General features: G+C 36.3%; 23 protein-coding genes. 14 read left to right on the top strand and 9 right to left on the bottom strand.

What is annotated here, in order from left to right:
* The first annotated feature begins 24 nt into the window (after positions 1-24).
* Positions 25-690 (top strand): potassium channel family protein, encoded by a 666-nt coding sequence (locus tag DJ93_RS05425; protein ID WP_001290442.1) that lies wholly within the window; start codon positions 25-27, stop codon positions 688-690.
* A 43-nt stretch (positions 691-733) separates the two neighbouring features.
* Here the strand turns inward: DJ93_RS05425 and rnjA are convergent, their stop codons facing one another.
* Positions 734-2,401, bottom strand: a complete 1,668-nt coding sequence (rnjA, locus tag DJ93_RS05420; RefSeq protein WP_042979552.1) for a ribonuclease J1 — start codon at positions 2,399-2,401, stop codon at positions 734-736.
* A 4-nt stretch (positions 2,402-2,405) separates the two neighbouring features.
* Positions 2,406-2,618, bottom strand: a complete 213-nt coding sequence (locus tag DJ93_RS05415) for a DNA-dependent RNA polymerase subunit epsilon (RefSeq protein WP_042979550.1) — start codon at positions 2,616-2,618, stop codon at positions 2,406-2,408.
* Positions 2,619-3,200: 582 nt separating this feature from the next.
* Between DJ93_RS05415 and DJ93_RS05410 the strand changes: the two genes are divergently transcribed.
* Positions 3,201-3,974, top strand: a complete 774-nt coding sequence (locus DJ93_RS05410) for a Cof-type HAD-IIB family hydrolase (RefSeq protein WP_042979549.1) — start codon at positions 3,201-3,203, stop codon at positions 3,972-3,974.
* Positions 3,975-4,040: 66 nt separating this feature from the next.
* On the opposite strand, the gene def is transcribed toward DJ93_RS05410, so the two are convergent.
* Complete coding sequence (def, locus tag DJ93_RS05405) at positions 4,041-4,595, bottom strand: peptide deformylase (protein ID WP_042979548.1); 555 nt, start codon at positions 4,593-4,595, stop codon at positions 4,041-4,043.
* Between the two features lie 166 nt (positions 4,596-4,761).
* Positions 4,762-4,911, bottom strand: coding sequence for a YjcZ family sporulation protein (locus DJ93_RS05400; protein WP_000274565.1), 150 nt, complete (start codon positions 4,909-4,911; stop codon positions 4,762-4,764).
* Between the two features lie 513 nt (positions 4,912-5,424).
* On the opposite strand from DJ93_RS05400, the gene pdhA reads away from it, so the two are divergent.
* The 5 genes from pdhA (at position 5,425) to DJ93_RS05375 (ending at position 10,784) form a co-directional block, all read left to right on the top strand.
* Positions 5,425-6,540: a pyruvate dehydrogenase E1 component subunit alpha gene (pdhA, locus tag DJ93_RS05395; RefSeq protein WP_000536893.1), complete on the top strand. Its 1,116-nt coding sequence runs from the start codon at positions 5,425-5,427 to the stop codon at positions 6,538-6,540.
* A 3-nt stretch (positions 6,541-6,543) separates the two neighbouring features.
* Positions 6,544-7,521 (top strand): pyruvate dehydrogenase complex E1 component subunit beta, encoded by a 978-nt coding sequence (pdhB, locus tag DJ93_RS05390; RefSeq protein WP_000068166.1) that lies wholly within the window; start codon positions 6,544-6,546, stop codon positions 7,519-7,521.
* A gap of 91 nt (positions 7,522-7,612) precedes the next feature.
* The gene (gene pdhC / locus DJ93_RS05385) at positions 7,613-8,902 is read left to right on the top strand and encodes a pyruvate dehydrogenase complex dihydrolipoyllysine-residue acetyltransferase (RefSeq protein ID WP_042979545.1); all 1,290 of its coding nucleotides are present in this window, start codon (positions 7,613-7,615) and stop codon (positions 8,900-8,902) included.
* 5 nt (positions 8,903-8,907) lie between these two features.
* Positions 8,908-10,320, top strand: coding sequence for a dihydrolipoyl dehydrogenase (gene lpdA, locus DJ93_RS05380; protein ID WP_042979543.1), 1,413 nt, complete (start codon positions 8,908-8,910; stop codon positions 10,318-10,320).
* A gap of 236 nt (positions 10,321-10,556) precedes the next feature.
* A complete protein-coding gene (locus DJ93_RS05375; protein WP_042979541.1) occupies positions 10,557-10,784 on the top strand; it encodes a hypothetical protein in 228 nt (75 codons plus the stop codon).
* A gap of 3 nt (positions 10,785-10,787) precedes the next feature.
* Here DJ93_RS05375 and DJ93_RS05370 read toward each other — a convergent pair whose 3' ends face one another.
* On the bottom strand, positions 10,788-11,180 hold the full coding sequence (locus tag DJ93_RS05370) for a DUF1885 family protein (RefSeq protein WP_042979539.1): 393 nt from the start codon (positions 11,178-11,180) through the stop codon (positions 10,788-10,790).
* Between the two features lie 133 nt (positions 11,181-11,313).
* On the opposite strand from DJ93_RS05370, the gene DJ93_RS05365 reads away from it, so the two are divergent.
* The 4 genes from DJ93_RS05365 (at position 11,314) to DJ93_RS05350 (ending at position 12,314) form a co-directional block, all read left to right on the top strand.
* Positions 11,314-11,610 carry a DUF3055 domain-containing protein gene (locus DJ93_RS05365; RefSeq protein ID WP_042979537.1) on the top strand — a complete coding sequence of 99 codons (297 nt, stop codon included), beginning with the start codon at positions 11,314-11,316 and terminating at the stop codon, positions 11,608-11,610.
* Positions 11,611-11,804: 194 nt separating this feature from the next.
* Positions 11,805-11,933, top strand: coding sequence for a GapA-binding peptide SR1P (locus tag DJ93_RS05360; protein WP_000536778.1), 129 nt, complete (start codon positions 11,805-11,807; stop codon positions 11,931-11,933).
* Between the two features lie 58 nt (positions 11,934-11,991).
* On the top strand, positions 11,992-12,120 hold the full coding sequence (locus DJ93_RS05355) for a GapA-binding peptide SR1P (protein WP_017151126.1): 129 nt from the start codon (positions 11,992-11,994) through the stop codon (positions 12,118-12,120).
* 62 nt (positions 12,121-12,182) lie between these two features.
* Positions 12,183-12,314, top strand: a complete 132-nt coding sequence (locus DJ93_RS05350) for a GapA-binding peptide SR1P (RefSeq protein ID WP_042979534.1) — start codon at positions 12,183-12,185, stop codon at positions 12,312-12,314.
* A 30-nt stretch (positions 12,315-12,344) separates the two neighbouring features.
* Here DJ93_RS05350 and DJ93_RS05345 read toward each other — a convergent pair whose 3' ends face one another.
* Together DJ93_RS05345 and DJ93_RS05340 are read right to left on the bottom strand one after the other, a co-directional pair.
* On the bottom strand, positions 12,345-13,175 hold the full coding sequence (locus DJ93_RS05345) for a protein-glutamine gamma-glutamyltransferase (protein ID WP_042979533.1): 831 nt from the start codon (positions 13,173-13,175) through the stop codon (positions 12,345-12,347).
* Positions 13,176-13,249: 74 nt separating this feature from the next.
* Positions 13,250-14,722 carry an aminotransferase class I/II-fold pyridoxal phosphate-dependent enzyme gene (locus tag DJ93_RS05340; protein WP_042979532.1) on the bottom strand — a complete coding sequence of 491 codons (1,473 nt, stop codon included), beginning with the start codon at positions 14,720-14,722 and terminating at the stop codon, positions 13,250-13,252.
* Between the two features lie 404 nt (positions 14,723-15,126).
* Here DJ93_RS05340 and DJ93_RS05335 point away from each other — a divergent pair, with 404 nt between their 5' ends.
* On the top strand, positions 15,127-15,396 hold the full coding sequence (locus tag DJ93_RS05335; RefSeq protein ID WP_042979531.1) for a UPF0223 family protein: 270 nt from the start codon (positions 15,127-15,129) through the stop codon (positions 15,394-15,396).
* Positions 15,397-15,495: 99 nt separating this feature from the next.
* On the opposite strand, the gene DJ93_RS05330 is transcribed toward DJ93_RS05335, so the two are convergent.
* Positions 15,496-16,122: a YktB family protein gene (locus DJ93_RS05330; RefSeq protein ID WP_042979530.1), complete on the bottom strand. Its 627-nt coding sequence runs from the start codon at positions 16,120-16,122 to the stop codon at positions 15,496-15,498.
* Positions 16,123-16,326: 204 nt separating this feature from the next.
* On the opposite strand from DJ93_RS05330, the gene DJ93_RS05325 reads away from it, so the two are divergent.
* A complete protein-coding gene (locus tag DJ93_RS05325; protein WP_002173201.1) occupies positions 16,327-16,515 on the top strand; it encodes a hypothetical protein in 189 nt (62 codons plus the stop codon).
* A gap of 88 nt (positions 16,516-16,603) precedes the next feature.
* On the top strand, positions 16,604-17,395 hold the full coding sequence (locus DJ93_RS05320; protein WP_042979529.1) for an inositol monophosphatase family protein: 792 nt from the start codon (positions 16,604-16,606) through the stop codon (positions 17,393-17,395).
* A gap of 44 nt (positions 17,396-17,439) precedes the next feature.
* Here the strand turns inward: DJ93_RS05320 and DJ93_RS05315 are convergent, their stop codons facing one another.
* Entirely contained in the window at positions 17,440-17,619 is a 180-nt protein-coding gene (locus DJ93_RS05315) for a DUF5325 family protein (protein WP_042979528.1), read from the bottom strand.
* Positions 17,620-17,709: the final 90 nt, after the last annotated feature.

Raw genomic sequence — 17,709 nt, 5'->3', positions numbered from 1 at the left:
CTTGATGTTATTGGAGGAATTCCCGTGAGTGAAAAAGAAAAAGAATTTGCAGTCATTGGGCTTGGACGTTTTGGCGGTAGCATTTGTCGCGAGCTTGCCCAATTAGGTATGGAAGTAATGGCGATTGATTCAGATGAGGATAAAATTAATGAGTTTGCAAATATTGCCTCGCATGCTGTAATTGCAGATTCAACAGATGAAATGGTATTAAAAAGTCTCGGTATCCGTAATTTTGACCATGTTGTTGTTGCGATTGGAGATAACTTAAATTCAAGTATTTTAACAACACTAATTTTAAAAGAATTAGGCGTAAAAAATATTACTGTAAAAGCTCAAAATGATTATCATGAAAAAGTACTGAGTAAAATAGGTGCTGATCATATTGTACACCCAGAAAGAGATATGGGAAAACGAATTGCAAATAATATTGCTTCAAGTAATGTTTTGGATTACTTAGAGCTTTCAGATGAGCATAGTATTGTAGAGATTATTGCGAATAAAAAAATTGATGGACACTCTTTAATTGAATTAGATATTCGAGCGAAGTTCGGTTTAAATATTGTAGCCATTAAGCGTGGGAAAGAAGTGATTGTATCTCCTCGAGCTACGGAAAACATTCAAGCTGGAGATATTTTAATTGTAATTGGTCATGATGATGAAGTAGACCGCTTTAAACATTTTTTAAGATAAGAAAGAAAAAGGACAATGCCCCTAAAGGTCATTGTCCTTTTTCTTATATTTCCATAATGATTGGTAAAATCATTGGACGGCGTTTTGTTTTTTCGTATAAGAATGGTGCCAAGGTATCTGTAATTTCATTTTTGATTTCAGACCATTGTGTAGTTTTACGCTCCATTACTTTTTCTAAATGTGTTGTAATTAATGTTTGTGCATCATTGATGAGATCACTACTCTCGCGCATATAGACGAAACCACGAGAGATAATATCAGGTCCTGCTGCAACTTTAAACTCCTTCATGTCAATGCTTACTACTACGATAACAAGTCCTTCTTCAGAAAGAATACGACGATCGCGTAATACGATATTACCGATGTCTCCAATACCGTTACCGTCAATATAAACAGAACCAGATGGGATTTTTCCAGCAACACTCGCCTCGTCAGAACGTAAAGCGAGAACATCGCCATTATCCATAATGAAGCAATTCTCTTCTGGAATACCACAATCATTTGCTAAATTCATATGCATACGTTGCATGCGATATTCACCATGAATTGGCATGAAATACTTCGGTTTAATAAGGCGTAGCATTAATTTTTGCTCTTCTTGTCCGCCGTGTCCACTCGTATGAATGTTTGAAAGCTTTCCGTGGATTACATCAGCACCAGCACGATACAACATGTTAATTGTACGACTTACGCTAATTGTATTACCTGGGATTGGTGAAGAAGAGAATACAACTGTGTCGCCAGGAATGATTTGGATTTGACGATGTGTACCGTTAGCAATACGTGAAAGTGCTGCCATTGGTTCTCCTTGGCTACCTGTACATAAAATAACAACTTTATTAGCTGGTAGGCGATTTAGTTGAGAAGCATCTATGAATGTATCCTTTGGACAGCGAATATAACCAAGGTTTTGTCCAATTTCAATAGCTGCTTCCATGCTTCGTCCAAATACAGCTACTTTACGATTGTTTTCAACAGCAGCCTCAACAACTTGCTGTAAACGATGGATATTTGATGCAAAAGTAGCGAAGATGATACGACCTTCTACTTTGCGGAAAATATCTTGAATGCTATCACCAACGCGGCGTTCAGACATTGTAAAGTTAGGAACTTCACTGTTCGTACTATCAGATAAGAGACAAAGCACGCCATCTTTACCGATTTCAGCCATTTTTGTTAAGTCTGCTGGTTCACCAACTGGTGTGAAATCGAATTTAAAGTCACCTGTATGAACAACTTGTCCTTGTGGTGTTTTCACAACAACTCCGTATGAATCGGGAATACTGTGTGTCGTACGGAAGAAGGAAACAGATGTTTTTTTGAACTTAATCACATCGTCTTCTTGAATTTCATAAAGTTTTGCTTTACGAAGTAATCCGTGTTCTTCTAATTTGTTTTTAATTAGGGCAATTGCTAATTTCCCACCGTAAATCGGAATATTAACTTGGCGTAATAAGTAAGGAATTCCGCCAATGTGATCTTCGTGACCGTGTGTAATAAATAATCCCTTAATTTTATCTTCGTTTCGCACAAAATAAGTGTAATCTGGAATCACGTAATCGATTCCGAGAAGTTCGTCTTCTGGAAACTTAATTCCAGCATCGATTATAATAATTTCATCTTGGAATTGAACAGCGTATGTATTTTTGCCGATTTCGCCAAGTCCACCGAGAGCAAAAACAGCAACCTGATCATTTTTTAGAAATTTCATATAATTATACGATCTCCGCTAATGTTAAATCAGCGTTTTGTTTTTCATATTCAAGATGAGCGCCAGTAACAGACTGAACAAACTCGATGTTATATGCGAACTTTTGTAATTTTGTACGAACATCCTTTTCAGATGTAGCCTCTAAATATAAAACTTTTGTATTTTCACGTACTGGAACCTCAGTCATTTTTTCTTGATAAAATACTTTAAAAATCATTTGGAAAACCTCTCCTTGTCTATGTTTTGCATTATCTGTTACCTATTATAAAGCAAACAGTCACGATTTTCATGTTTTTTCGAATGAGAATGAAGAAAAAGCCCGAAATGGGCACGATTTAAGCGATTGTCTTTTTACGGACTAAATCGTTTAAATAACGCTTTAGCTTTTTCTTCAGCTTCTTCAGCATGATTACTCCTTCCTTTCCTTATTTTAAACATGCATATTTACTAGTGATAACTCAGTCTCTCATTGGCTTGAAATATTATAGAAGGTAATTGAGCTGATTATTGTTTTCACAGTTCGATGAATGGATTGTTGTGAATAAATTACTCTTACTATAAGTTATCCCGTAGTAACGATCGTTAGCCGTAGTTATAGGTATAGTATGAGAAAGATTAGAAAAGAAAATGCATTTAAACAAGTATCAGCATTCTTTTTAATAATATATGCACGTTTCATAAATAAGGTCAGAAAGTGAACGCTTTCTTCACAGATGTTTAATATGTTATACTTTTTTTTAGAATTTGAAAAGCGATATTCAAAATAGGAATATAGAAGTGTTGGAAAGGATTTTGGGAAATGAACGATAAAATTGTCTTTTTTGATATTGATGGAACATTATTAGATCATGATAAAAAAATTCCACAATCTACAAAGGATGCAGTGCGTGATTTACAAGAAAAAGGGGTTCATGTAGCGATTGCAACAGGACGTGCTCCATTTATGTTTGAAGATATTCGGAAGGAACTTAATATTCATAACTATGTCAGTTTTAATGGACAGTACGTTGTGTTTGAAGATGAGGTAATATTTAATAATCCATTACATCCAGCTGCTCTACATAAGTTTACTGAGTTTGCAAAACAAGAAGGATATCCACTTGTATATCTTGATCATCAAGAAATGAAAGCGTCGGTAGAATATCATGATTATGTGAAAGAGGGATTTGGGAGCTTACACTTTGAGCATCCAGCATATGAGCCTGAGTTTTATGAGGAACGCGATATTTTCCAAACACTTCTTTTTTGTGAAGTAAATGAAGAAGAAAAATTCATTCATCAGTATCCAGATTTTCATTTTATACGCTGGCATGCATATTCAATGGATATTATTCCAAATGGTGGTTCGAAGGCAAGAGGAATTGAGAAGTTTATTGAGAAATTAGGATTTAGCCGTGAACAAGTGTATGCATTTGGGGACGGATTAAATGATTTAGAAATGATTGAAGCAGTAGGAACAGGTATTGTGATGGGGAACGGTCATGAGGATTTGAAAAAACTTGCGAATTATGTGACGAAAGATGTTAGTGAAGACGGCATTCATCACGGTTTAAAATGGGCGGGATTATTGTAAGTTAATATGGAACCCATTTCATAATAATAAAAAGGAGGAAGCAATTAAATTGCTTTCTCCTTTTTATTATAGCTCTAGAGGTTTAGAATCATCTGGAGCTACAAATGGATTTTCTTTGTTAATATGGTCATAGAACATAACACCGTTCAAATGATCAATTTCGTGCTGGAACACAATCGCTGGTAAACCTTTTAAGCGTAATTTTACTTCTTCACCATCAATTGTAGTAGCTTTTACTGTAATTCTTGTATAACGAGGAACATATCCAGGTACTTCACGATCTACAGATAGGCAACCTTCACCACCTGATAAGTATGTACGTTCAACAGAATGACTAATAATTTTTGGATTAAATAGGGCGTAGCTATATAATGTATCATTTGTATCTGTTACATGAACCGCAATCATTCTTTTAGAAATACCAATTTGCGGAGCAGCTAATCCGATTCCAGGGCGTAAATTATATTTTTCAACCATTTCAGGGTTTTGACTGTTTATGACAAATTCAATCATTTCTCTTAGTGTACGTGTATCTTCTTCGTTTGCTGGTAAAGGTACCTCTTTTGCTACTGCACGTAAGATAGAATCTCCTTCACGAATTACATTATCCATTGTAAGCATATGAATCATCTCCTTTCTTCTTTAGTCTACCAAAGGAGAAGAAAAAAGTCATTGCAAAGTACAGGTGAGCAATATATGAACAATCTTATAGAAGAAAATATTTATCGGATAAAAGAGAAAAGACGGCGGAGCCGTCTGTTTCTTTCCATAGTTGTTTCATTTTACATTAGCGAATGCAAGCAGCACCAACGATAATTAAAAGGATAAACAACACAACGATTAAGGCAAAGCCGCGTCCAGATCCGCCGCAAGAACCACCATAGCCGTAGGAAGGATATGAGCAAGTTGTTGGATAGCAATATGAGTATCCGTACATGAGATGACCTCCTTTATCATTTCCCGCTAATACTGCGGTTACTATAATGTATGGAGGAATAGGAAGGAGTGTATGGGTATTTGCCCAGAAAAGGAAGAAGAGTTTGCATATTTTTATTATGAAGAGAGAAAAACTAAGGAGAATTAAATCGTTTACATATTATTCTAAGATCAAAAACGGGTTAAAAAGGGAATAATATAACAGTAGGTTATTGTCTACTAATACAGATGTGAAAATAAAAACACGTATGTATAGAGGAAACCTCCATGTTATTCATAAAAAAAACGTAACCAAAGTAATTGACATGGTGATTAGAATAGTTGTAAACTAAAAAACGTGATCAAGATTGTATTAATATGTTTCTGAAAAAACATTAGTACAGATTGTTAGGTACACAAAATTATTCTCAACTGACAGATAAACTTGTTGGTTTATATTGTTTCGTTTTCGTACTAGCAATTGGTTAGTGAAAGCGTTTCAGAATATGGTTCAAGAGAGGAAGAGGTGAACGGAATGGGTACTAAAACAAAAAAGACCCTATTTAATGTTGATGAGCAAATGAAAGCTATCGCAGCTCAATTTGAAACATTACAAATTTTAAATGAAAAAGGCGAAGTTGTGAATGAAGCAGCAATGCCGGAATTATCTGATGATCAATTAAAAGAATTAATGCGCCGTATGGTGTATACTCGCGTACTAGATCAACGTTCTATTTCTTTAAACCGTCAAGGACGTTTAGGTTTCTACGCACCAACAGCTGGACAAGAGGCTTCTCAATTAGCGAGTCATTTCGCACTTGAGGCAGAAGACTTCATCTTACCAGGATATCGTGATGTTCCACAATTAGTATGGCATGGTTTACCATTATACCAAGCATTCTTATTCTCTCGTGGACACTTCATGGGTAACCAAATGCCTGAAAATGTAAACGCACTTGCTCCACAAATTATCATCGGTGCGCAAATCATCCAAACTGCTGGTGTTGCGTTAGGTATGAAATTACGTGGTAAAAAATCTGTTGCAATTACTTACACTGGTGACGGTGGTGCTTCACAAGGTGACTTCTACGAAGGTATGAACTTTGCGGGTGCATTCAAAGCGCCAGCAATCTTCGTTGTTCAAAACAACCGTTATGCAATCTCTACTCCAGTAGAAAAACAATCTGCAGCTAAAACTGTAGCACAAAAAGCAGTAGCAGCAGGTATTTACGGAATTCAAGTAGACGGTATGGATCCATTAGCTGTATACGCAGCAACTGCTTTTGCTCGTGAGCGTGCAGTAAATGGTGAAGGTCCTACTTTAATTGAGACTTTAACATTCCGTTATGGTCCACATACAATGGCTGGTGATGACCCAACTCGTTACCGTACGAAAGATATCGAGAACGAATGGGAACAAAAAGATCCAATCGTACGCTTCCGTGCATTCTTAGAAAACAAAGGCCTATGGTCTCAAGAAGTAGAAGAAAAAGTAATTGAAGAAGCAAAAGAAGATATCAAACAAGCAATTGCTAAGGCTGACCAAGCTCCAAAACAAAAAGTTACTGATTTAATGGAAATCATGTACGAAAAAATGCCTTACAACTTAGCTGAACAATATGAAATTTACAAAGAAAAGGAGTCGAAGTAAGCCATGGCTCAAATGACAATGATTCAAGCAATCACTGATGCTTTACGCGTTGAAATGAAAAATGATCCTAACGTACTTGTGTTTGGTGAAGACGTTGGTGTAAACGGCGGTGTATTCCGTGCTACTGAAGGTTTACAAGCTGAATTCGGTGAAGATCGTGTAATGGATACTCCACTTGCAGAGTCTGGTATTGGTGGACTTGCAGTTGGACTTGCACTTGAAGGATTCCGTCCAGTTCCAGAAATCCAATTCTTCGGTTTCGTTTATGAAGTAATGGATTCAATTTCTGGTCAATTAGCTCGTATGCGTTACCGTTCTGGTGGACGTTGGACTGCTCCAGTAACAGTTCGTTCTCCATTCGGTGGTGGCGTTCATACTCCAGAACTACACGCTGATAGCTTAGAAGGATTAGTGGCTCAACAACCTGGTCTAAAAGTTGTTATCCCATCTACTCCATACGATGCAAAAGGTCTTTTAATCTCTGCGATTCGTGACAACGATCCAGTTATCTACTTAGAGCATATGAAATTGTACCGTTCATTCCGTCAAGACGTACCAGAAGGCGAATACACAATTGATTTAGGTAAAGCTGATATCAAACGTGAAGGTACAGATGTATCTGTTATCGCATATGGTGCTATGGTTCACGCTGCATTAAAAGCTGCTGAAGAACTTGAAAAAGAAGGTATCTCTTTAGAAGTTGTTGACTTACGTACAGTTCAGCCATTAGATATCGAAACAATCATCGCTTCTGTTGAAAAAACAGGCCGCGTAGTTGTAGTTCAAGAAGCTCAAAAACAAGCTGGTATTGCAGCTAACGTTGTAGCGGAAATTAACGACCGTGCAATCTTAAACTTAGAAGCTCCAGTTGTACGTGTTGCAGCTGCTGATACAGTATTCCCATTCTCTCAAGCTGAGAGCGTATGGTTACCAAACCATAAAGATATTGTTGAAGCTGTAAACAAAGTAATGAACTTCTAATTTTAGTTTTTCATGTGCAAAAGAAATCAGCACATGCTGATTTCTTTTGCCATATTCCATAATAAAGAAATGAATCAGGGGGCTGAATTCCGTGGCATTTGAATTTAAACTACCAGATATCGGTGAAGGTATCCACGAAGGTGAAATCGTAAAATGGTTTATTAAACCAGGCGATGAAGTAAACGAAGACGATGTACTTCTTGAAGTGCAAAATGATAAAGCAGTAGTAGAAATCCCTTCTCCAGTTAAAGGTAAAGTACTTGAAGTACTTGTAGAAGAAGGTACGGTTGCAGTAGTTGGAGATACATTAATTAAATTTGATGCTCCTGGATACGAAAACCTTAAATTTAAAGGTGACGACCATGACGATGCTCCAAAAGCTGAAGAAGTGAAAGAAGAAGCTCCAAAAGCTGAAGCTACTCCAGCAGCAACTGCAGAAGTAGTAAATGAGCGCGTAATCGCTATGCCATCTGTTCGTAAATATGCTCGTGAAAAAGGTGTAGATATTCATAAAGTAGCTGGTTCTGGTAAGAACGGTCGTATTGTGAAAGCTGACATCGATGCATTTGCAAATGGTGGACAAACTGTAGCAGCAACTGAGGCTCCAGCAGCAGTAGAAGCTACTCCAGCAGCAGCAAAAGAAGAAGCACCAAAAGCACAACCAATCCCAGCTGGTGAGTATCCAGAAACTCGTGAGAAAATGAGTGGTATCCGTAAAGCGATTGCAAAAGCAATGGTTAACTCTAAGCACACAGCTCCTCACGTAACATTAATGGATGAAGTAGATGTAACAGAACTTGTTGCTCACCGTAAGAAGTTCAAAGCTGTTGCAGCTGACAAAGGTATTAAATTAACTTACCTTCCATACGTTGTAAAAGCTTTAACATCTGCATTACGTGAATTCCCAATGTTGAACACTGCTTTAGACGATGCTTCTCAAGAAATCGTTCATAAACATTACTTCAACATCGGTATCGCAGCTGATACAGACAAAGGTCTATTAGTACCAGTTGTTAAAGATACAGATCGTAAATCAATCTTCACTATTTCTAATGAGATTAATGATCTTGCTGGTAAAGCACGTGAAGGTCGTTTAGCTCCAGCTGAAATGAAAGGTGCTTCTTGCACAATTACAAACATTGGTTCTGCAGGTGGACAATGGTTTACTCCAGTTATCAATCACCCAGAAGTAGCAATCCTTGGTATCGGCCGTATCGCTGAGAAACCAGTTGTGAAAAATGGTGAGATTGTTGCAGCTCCAGTATTAGCATTATCTCTAAGCTTTGACCATCGTTTAATTGACGGCGCAACTGCTCAAAAAGCATTAAACCAAATTAAACGTCTATTGAATGACCCACAATTATTAGTAATGGAGGCGTAATAACAATGGTAGTAGGAGATTTCCCAATTGAATTAGATACAGTCGTTGTTGGTGCAGGTCCTGGTGGATACGTTGCGGCAATTCGTGCAGCACAATTAGGTCAAAAGGTAGCAATTATTGAAAAAGCTAACCTTGGTGGCGTATGCTTAAACGTTGGATGTATTCCTTCAAAAGCGTTAATTAATGCAGGTCATCGTTATGAGAATGCAATGCATTCTGATGACATGGGTATCACTGCAGAGAACGTAAAAGTTGATTTCACAAAAGTTCAAGAATGGAAAAACGGCGTAGTTAAGAAATTAACTGGCGGTGTTGAAGGCCTTCTTAAAGGAAACAAAGTTGAAATCATTCGCGGTGAAGCTTACTTCGTAGATGCTAACACATTACGCGTAATGACTGAAGATGCAGCTCAAACTTATACGTTTAAAAATGCTGTTCTTGCAACTGGTTCTACACCAATCGAAATTCCTGGATTCAAATACTCTAAACGTGTTATCAACTCTACAGGTGCTCTAAGCTTACCTGAAATCCCTAAAAAACTTGTTGTAATCGGCGGCGGTTACATCGGTATGGAATTAGGTACTGCATATGCTAACTTCGGTACAGAAGTTACTGTAGTAGAAGCTGGCGACGAAATCTTAGCTGGTTTCGAAAAAGCAATGAGTTCTGTTGTTAAACGTGCCCTTCAAAAGAAAGGTAACGTAAATATCCATACAAAAGCTATGGCTAAAGGCGTTGAAGAAACAGAAACTGGCGTAAAAGTTAGCTTCGAAGTTAAAGGTGAAATACAAACTGTAGAAGCAGATTACGTATTAGTAACTGTAGGTCGCCGTCCAAATACTCAAGAAATCGGTCTTGAGCAAGTTGGAGTTAAAATGACTGACCGCGGTATCATCGAAATCGATGAGCAATGCCGTACAAACGTACCAAATATCTATGCAATCGGTGATATCGTTCCTGGACCACCATTAGCTCACAAAGCTTCTTACGAAGGTAAAGTAGCTGTTGAAGCAATTAGTGGCCATGCATCAGCTATCGATTACATCGGAATTCCTGCAGTATGCTTCACTGATCCAGAATTAGCATCTGTTGGTTACACTAAGAAACAAGCTGAAGAAGCTGGAATGACAGTAGTTGTATCTAAGTTCCCATTCGCTGCAAACGGTCGTGCTTTATCATTAAACAGCACAGACGGTTTCGTACAACTTGTAACACGTAAAGAAGATGGTCTTCTTGTAGGTGCGCAAGTTGCAGGTGCAGGTGCTTCTGATATTATCTCTGAGATTGGTTTAGCTATCGAAGCTGGAATGACAGCAGAAGATATCGCTCAAACAATCCATGCTCACCCAACATTAGGTGAAATCACAATGGAAGCAGCGGAAGTTGCTCTTGGAATGCCAATTCACATTGTAAAATAATATAAGTAATGTAAATAACCCGTCTCTTATTTGTAAGAGGCGGGTTATTTTTATGTTTGTTAAAATGTACTGGGCGATTAGCAAGGTCTTTATACATACCTGTCGAATGAATATAATGATTGGCTATGTAGAATAAATATTATTTCAATACAATCGTCTATGTACTCATATTAGTAATTGATTCGATTTCGATCCCATATATTAATAAAATAGAGCATGTCAAAGGAGAAGGTTCCATGAAAATATTGCATGTTATATTTTATCATTTCCTTTTATGGAGTGGTTTTTCGATTGTCCTATTGTTATCGAACGGTGATAGGTTTCATTATAAGGTGATTCTCTTTTTTGTATTTCTTTATTTAGCATATGTAATTGCGTATGTTGTTTTAAGTGTAAGAAAGCAAGCATTATTTCTTACTTGTACAAATAGTATGCTCTTTTTAATAATATCTTTTATTTTTTAAGAACTAACGTTTATAAAAATACATTGTTCTTCCATTAAATAGTTGTAATTCACCCTCTAATTTTTTCGCTAAAAAGCGGCTGAATTCATTTGCCTTTCCTTTATCACCAAAGGTGGCAGTTTGAGGTAAGGAAATTTGAATGAATGATTGCTCGTTTTCTACTCCCACGCCAATATAAATAGAATCGTATCGATCGTGACTAGATTGCAATTTCAATGTTGTGTCTGAAGTATCTAATATTTCATAAGGAAAGGCAAAATTAGTATATGCATAACTAACTTGAACGCCGGTTTGAGAAGTGATTGTTTTATAGTATTGAAAAAGTTGTTTGACGTCTTCAAGTGAGATAGATTGTTGCTTAGATTTAGGTACAAGTGTAATAAATGCATGCTGCATAAAGAGTTCCCCCCTAACGTAATAGATAATATTATCTTACCATCAATCTGAATTTTTTGACAATTAAAAGGAGTATTTCTTTTTTTGTTTAATATATACGAGTAGAAAGCGTTATTTAGAAAGGAAGAAGCTGATGTTTGAAAAATTGTATGATGAGCATGAAAGTGTGAAGGTACGGTTTTTAGGATTGATGACACATGATACGCGTTATGATTTTGGGGTCATCTATACAAATATGTTTTTTGGAAAGCCACTTGTAGTTTGTATGCAAACAGGGAGAGCGACTCTTCTTGGGCCAGATGATGTAGAGAACGTTCAACATGTACAAGAAATCTTTAAACTGGGATCGGAGAAAGAGGCGACGGATTTAGCTCAATTTTTTAAATTTCTTGTTCCATCTTCGTCTTTACATGCAGAGTATGAAGAATAAATAAACAGAAACAGTCGTACGAATAAGATATGGCTGTTTTTTTGTTAATATCTCATACTAATATAAATATAAAATATTTAATGTGTTATACTAAAAACCTATTGACGTAAAAAGTATAACATATTAAAATAAAGACAGAAAGTTAAGCGGTTACAAAAAGTTTTTGGGATTATAAACTTAGGGGGAAATAAAAAATGGGAACAATCGTATGTCAAGATTGTGAAGGTACAATTGCACACTTCGAGGATGAGAAAGTAACGGTACTTTACGGGAAATGTGGATCTTGCGGATGTGATCACACAGAGCATACAAAGGCCCAGTAGTAAATAGGGAATGCACAGCTAAAAGTTTTTAGGACCATAAACTTAGGGGGAAATAAAAATGGGAACAATCGTATGTCAAGTATGTGAAGGAACAATTGCACATTTTGAAGACGAAAAAACAACAGTACTATACGGCAAGTGTGGATCTCATTGCGAATGTGATCATAAAGAGCATACAAAGGCCTAACAATATATAGATTAAAAATATTATGTTTGTAAATGATAAATTAAACTCAGGGGGAAATAAAAATGGGAACAATCGTATGTCAAGTATGTGAAGGAACAATTGCACATTTTGAAGATGAAAAAACAACAGTACTATACGGCAAGTGTGGATCTCATTGCGAATGTGATCACAAAGCACATACGAAAGCCCAATAATAAAAAAGCACCTACATGTAGGTGCTTTTTTTAATAGATAGTAGTTGTGTGACCAACTGTTGCAACGATTGCATCATCTCTAATAGGAATAAACCCTATGGATGTTTGTAGCGTGTTAGGAGAAGCGTATTGACTCATAAGGCGACTATCAATACGGGTGATAAAATCAGTCAAATAAGCCGATATAAAGGCGTAGGGGACTCTGCGTTCATTTAATAAATAAATAATCTGTTCTTTCGTTTTTACACCTACACCATGGCCGTAAAAAAAGAAATTCCCGAGGTAAATTGTATTTTCTCCTTGCCATTCAATTGCAGTTGGATTTACTTGTGGATTTTTAAAGTAAACGAGGTCACCGGGAACGATGTCACCACTCGTTTTTGTTATGAGCTTTAGATCACGATCATAATCCCATGTATAAAGTAAGAGGTTTGCGAATAAATGGTTGAACGTTTCTTCATCATATAATGCTAGTAGTGCTTTATAGAAGATGATAATCATTGCTGTTGCACATTCTGTTCCATACAGTTTGCCGTTTTTAAAAATATCTTGTATTGCAACAGAGGAAGGTGTATTTGGAAGGAGTTGAAACCCTCCAAGTGATGTCCTTTGCCAAAACTCAGGATTGCAAAAAGATTGTTGGAATGTACGAAACTGCAATCCGCTTTGAAAAAGCTCTAATGCAGAAGTGATAATGTTAATTCGTACATTAAGATCAAAGCTGAGCTCATCAGCCGTTCGAAAGGAGTAAACCTCTTGATTTCCAGCCATTATGGATAAAATTTGTTGTTTCTCAGTAGCAAATGGTTCGTGTTCATTTGTGATATAAGGATGTACAATAGAGCGGCCTATCACAATCATAATGGTATCCCCACCTATACGTTACATTCTTTAGTATCGTATGAGTAAAAGGTAAAAATGTGAAAAAAAGCCTATCAACTGATAGGCTTGTATTCTTTAATAACGCGTAATGTTTGTAATGTCATGTCTTCCGGACCTTGTACTGGTAAACCGGCTTCTAAGTTTTTATGGATATAATCTAAGTTTTCTTGTGTAATAATTTCACCGGGAGTGAAAATTGGAATCCCTGGTGGATATACCATAACGAAATCAGCTATAATACGGCCAGCTGCATTTTCAAAAGGAATGACCTCTGTTTCTGAATAAAAGGCATCTCGAGGAGAAAGGGCTAGTACAGGGATTTCTGGAATTTCGACTTGTACTTGAACGCCTTTATCCGCTCTATGCTTAAATGTTGTTGCCAACTCTTGCAATGCTGTAATAAGTGTATTTGTTTCGTCTTCTGTATCACCAAGCGTGATAAGACATAGAATGTTATATAAATCAGAGAGCTCAACTTCAATGTTGTAATGTTCTCTGAGCCATATCTCAGCTTCATGGCCTGTAATACCTAAATCTTTTACAGATACAATTATCTTTGTAGGATCATAGTTAAACGTAGCATCTGTGCCTAACATTTCTTTTCCAGGACAATAAAGATGTTTAATATCATTTATAGTGTTACGGACATGTTCGGCTAATTGTATCGTTTGTTCTATGAGTGCATTTCCTTCTGTTGCAAGACGTTTTCTTGCGACATCGAGAGAAGCTAACAAAATATAAGACGTAGATGTAGTCGTAAGCATGCTAATAATAGATTGGACATGCTTCACATTAACAAGACCTTCTTTTACATTAAGTATCGAGCTTTGTGTTAAAGAGCCACCTAATTTGTGAACACTTGTTGCTGCCATGTCTGCGCCTGCTTGCATAGCTGACATCGGTAATTCATCATGAAAATGAATATGAACACCGTGGGCTTCATCAACTAATACAGGTATGTCATAGGAATGAGCTAACTCTACAATTTGCTCTAAGTCTGCAACAAACCCGAAGTAGGTTGGATTAATAACAAGTAATCCTTTGGCATCAGAATGCTCTTCAAGTGCCTTTTGGACAGATCGGATCGTAATCCCGTGTGAAATACCGAGTTTCGGATCAATTTCAGGATGCATGAAAATCGGTTTTGCACCTGAGAAAATAATAGCTGACATTACTGATTTATGAACGTTTCGTGGCACGAGAATTTTATCTCCTGGACCACAAACGCTCATCACCATTGTCATAATTGCACCACTTGTACCTTGAACAGAAAAGAAAGTATGATCTGCACCGAATGCTGCAGCAGCTAAATCTTGTGCTTCCTTAATCATACCTTTTGGATGATGTAAATCATCGAGCGGCGCGATATTAATTAAATCAATTGCTAATACATTATGCCCAATAAATTCGCGAAATATAGGATCCATTCCTTGTCCTTTTTTATGTCCAGGAATATGGAATTGAATTGGATTTCGCTTACTGTGCTCAACTAAAGCGGTAAACAATGGTGTTTCGTATTGGGACAATCTATACACCCCTTCTTCTTAGTAATATTTATTATGATTTGTTTTATATGCATCTTGTTCAAATAAGAAAGTCATTTCCCTTTGTATAGTCGTATAACGGTCTTTTAGAACTTGATATGTTTTACTGCCATTCACAAGCAAGTTTTTGGATGGTAGTTTCACTTTATTTTCTATAAAACAAAAGCATTATATCACCAATAATTATAGATGTATAGAAAAATATCATTTTAATTATGCATATAGTTAATAGTTATATCTGTTTCTTCCATGATATATATCATAGAGGAAGACAATTCCATAAAGAAGGAGAAATAGTGTATAATGCAAAGGGGCTATAAGAAAGAATAAACGTTTCGTCTTTAATAGCATAATAATTAAGAACAAATGATAAATGAGGTGCAGAAATGGAATATCAATATCCACTTGACTATGATTGGTCAAACGAGGAAATGGTTACAATTGTGACATTTTATGAGGCAATTGAAAAAGCATATGAAAAAGGAATTGTAAGAGAAGAATTGATGGGATTATATCGTCGTTTTAAAGAGATTGTTCCATCGAAAGCAGAAGAAAAGAAAATTGATAAAGAGTTTCAAGAGGTAAGTGGATATTCTATATACCGCGCGATTCAAAAGGCAAAAGAAGTAGAAGATCAAAAGATTGTAAAAATATAAAAATATTTCGAAAAATAAAAAATATTTTGAAAAATAAAAAATGAAGTGCTATAATGTGATAACAACTAAAAACGGACAATATCTATTGTCCGTTTTCTACTATCGATTACAAATCGCATATAAAGGAAGGAGTGATTGCATCGTAGATTCAATCTTAGCAAGGAATTGCTCGTTGGTCATTGCTGAAAACTCCTCTGGTGTTATATGAATACCAACTAATAATTCCGCTTTTTTCACAGTCGCTAAACGCTCAATCATTTTTTGCAAATCTTCGGTTTCAAGAGTTTTATGTAATTTTACACCTGGTTTAGTATGGTCAATGGACCAAACGAAGTCATTTGGAATACTTGTTTTTAAATCATTTAAATGTTCTAAGAAGGCATGAGCCGATTCCACTTTTTGTGGACACTCATATATTAAACCAAAGTATATGAAGGCATGGGTACCCCATAACCCAATTTGAAAATGTGGTAGCATTTTATATCCGCGTTTATTTGTTGAAAAAGCAACCCAAGTATCGTTTGGTGGATTGACTTTGCGGCGTGCATGTTTCGCTACATGGTAGAAAAAGTTTTTGTCAGTTTGTTTTGATAAATACTGTGAAAACTGTTCTCCTAAAGCTTCAAGTTTAGGGTGAGTATTCGTTTTAATTGCACTCATTCGTTCTTCAAGACCATCAACAGTAAAGACAGCAAAGTCAGTTGATGTGAATGTTTGTAGTGTCATGATTGTTCCTCCAACTCCTAGTTTGTTTTTATTTTAGCATAGCTTGTACTATTCATAAAAAAACAGCACAAAAAAATTTTAATAAAAAATATAATTTTGTTGCATAGATGATTTATCCAACATAGTATAGTATAAAACAAAAAATCAGAAAATTAAGTCAATTCTAGTCCGAGGGCAGACGAATATTGGGAGGAGGCAAATAAAATGAGACAGGTGATTAATGCGTTAAAGAGAACAGATGCTGAAAAGAGAATTCCGGTGCTACGATTGGAACTAGATTACGAACTAGCGACTTTATACGATGCGATGATGGAGAACGATAAGCAGAAAAAAGAAGATTGCGTACAAAAATTAGAAGTGCTAAGACTTGAAATGATTCGTTTAGAAGCGTAATAATAGTATATGTATAAAAAATTAGTTGGTGCGAACCTTATAAAGGGTTCGTTTTTTCTGTGAACAGTATAGATCGGAGTGTTTAAAAATGCAAGAGGTATGGGAAAAAATCGATACACATGCAAAACAGTGGATTCGAGAAGCTGGGGAACGTTTAATGGCATCGTTAAAAAAAGCGCTTATTATAGAGACAAAGTCAAATGCCGCTGATCTAGTAACAAATATGGACCGAGAAACAGAGCAATTTCTAATTGGGAAAATTAAAGAAACATTCCCAAATCATTATATTTTAGGTGAAGAAGGGTACGGGGACGAAATTACTTCTTCTAATGGAGTTGTTTGGTTAGTTGATCCGATTGATGGTACAATGAACTTTATTCATCAAAAAAGAAATTTTGCGATTTCAATTGGTATTTATGAGAACGGTATCGGAAAAATTGGTCTTATTTATGATCCAGTCCATGATGAATTGTATCATGCGGTAAAGGGAGAAGGGGCTTTTTGTAATGATGTAGCTATTCCTATTTTGGAGAATGGAACAGTGGAACAAGGGGTTATAGCTCTAAATGCGATATGGCTTACCGATAATCCATTGCTTAATATGGAGAAAATGATGCAGCTCGTTAAAAAGGCAAGAGGAACTCGTTCTTACGGTTGCGCAGCTTTAGAAATGGTATATGTTGCAACGGGAAGATTGGATGCGTACGTGACTCCGCGGTTATCTCCATGGGATTTTGGTGGAGGAAAGATTATTGTAGAAGAGGTTGGTGGTAAAGTAACAACTTTTTCTGGAACATCTCTTTCTATAGTAGAAAAAAGTAGTGTATTGGTTGCCAAACCAGGAGTGTATGAAGAATTACTATTATTTGTATCACAGTAACAAAAAAAGTAAGAGGCTAGAAAAAAGCTTCTTACTTTTTACTGTTACTGTGATTTGCGCATTTTTCTTTTTGTTACGAATCCGTATCCAACTGCAACAAATGTGCCGATAATGCAAATAATAATGCCGACTGGACTATTCTCAGCAATCATAATTCCAATGCCAATTAAGAAAATAACACCGATAATAGCTGTTAATAAAAAGCGATATTGAATATGTTCCATATCTTCACCCTCCAATCTCATTTTACTTTCACAAAAGTAAGAATACAACTATATTTTCATTCTTGATTTTATTTTGATTGCCTTTGTATC

Origin of the sequence: Bacillus clarus (assembly GCF_000746925.1) — a bacterium.
GTDB classification, from domain to species: Bacteria; Bacillota; Bacilli; order Bacillales; family Bacillaceae_G; genus Bacillus_A; species Bacillus_A clarus.
The sequence above is the reverse complement of the archived record's forward strand: the minus strand, read 5'-3'. Positions and strand labels throughout refer to the sequence as shown.